General features: G+C 63.3%; 2 protein-coding genes. One reads left to right on the forward strand and one right to left on the reverse strand.

Going from position 1 to position 1,238, the window contains the following annotated elements; all coding sequences use genetic code 11:
* Positions 1-456 (reverse strand): peptidase (locus ABT116_RS47790; protein WP_351647748.1); only part of this gene is annotated, 456 nt, incomplete at its 3' end.
* Between the two features lie 165 nt (positions 457-621).
* Between ABT116_RS47790 and ABT116_RS47795 the strand changes: the two genes are divergently transcribed.
* Positions 622-1,238, forward strand: a 617-nt coding sequence (locus ABT116_RS47795; protein ID WP_351647750.1) for a DUF1254 domain-containing protein, incomplete at its 3' end; no start/stop codon positions are given.

The following is a 1,238-nucleotide window of genomic DNA, read 5'->3' on the forward strand; positions in this document are numbered from 1 at the left end:
CATGGAGACGACAGTGCCGTCCGGCTCTGCTTCGACCCACGCCGCCCGATGCTCCAAACCCAGGTAGGGAAGGCCGGGAAGTAGTACACATCCCGATGCGCTGCCCTCGCATTCCGGCAGGCTGGGCGTAGTTTCCGACGGTGGGTGCAGCATGATCAGTGCCGGTGGCTGATGATCGGAGAAGCGTCCGGGCGTCAGGGCGAAATCGCCCAGCACCGGCCCCTCGGCAACCACCAGACCCACGGTGCCCGGCTGCGGGTCCTCGGGAACGTCCTCGCGAACCCCGAAGACCGTCGTCGTCGGCAACAAACCCGGCATCGAGGCCACTCGGACAGCCAATGCGAGAAGCTGCGCCCACTCCTGAGTTGTGTCCGGCCAACGACCGGAAATGACGAACCCCTGCAACGATCCGGCTGCCTGGAACGGAGAAATGCCTATTGCTTCGTTTCTGTTCATTTCTGTTCCTCCCTCGGTGCTGGGGCAAATCTCGGGCAGACGCGCATGCGTCGGTCCGGCACACCTCGTTGGGTAATCGAAATATGCACCCATTCGGTACTGGCACACAAGACAGGGAGAGTGCCAGCCAGGTTTGCGCTGGTGAGGGCGGTGGTATGCGCAGGCATGACTCTGTCGAAGAACCGTTCTCGGCTGGAAGACCTGGCGACGCAGGCGTGGATCTTCGGATATCCACTGTTGATTGCGGCAGTATCGCGGGATGTCATGACGGCGGTGCCTTCGCCGGTGGCGATGAAAGCCCCGCTCAACCAGTTCGCTTACGCGCGAACGACGCCGGACGCGTCCTTCACCGATGTCGTCTCACCCAATGCGGACACTCTCTATTCGTCGGGCTGGTTGGACGTGTCGACGGAACCGCAGGTGCTCTCACTGCCGGACTTCGGCACGCGGTACTGGCTTGTACCCATCCTCGACGCGTGGAGCGACGTGTTCACGGTGCCGGGATCTCGGACGGTGGGGCGGACCGGAGGACCGTATCTGGTAGCCGGGCCGGATTGGAAAGGCAACGTGCCCAAGGGTTTGACGCTGCTGCGTTCTCCGACGGCGATGAACTGGATAGTCGCTCGCTACGCGACCTCAGGGGGAACGGATCTGGCAGAAGTGCACAGCTTGCAGGACCGGACGCGACTTACTCCTCTGTCGGAGTGGACGGGTGACCCACAGGACTACACGCCCGGGGAAGTGCCGGTGAACCCTGCCGTCGACACGCGCACACCGCCGGT

The sequence above is a fragment of the Streptomyces sp. NPDC002130 genome (genome assembly GCF_040296465.1).
Taxonomy (GTDB): Bacteria; Actinomycetota; Actinomycetes; order Streptomycetales; family Streptomycetaceae; genus Streptomyces.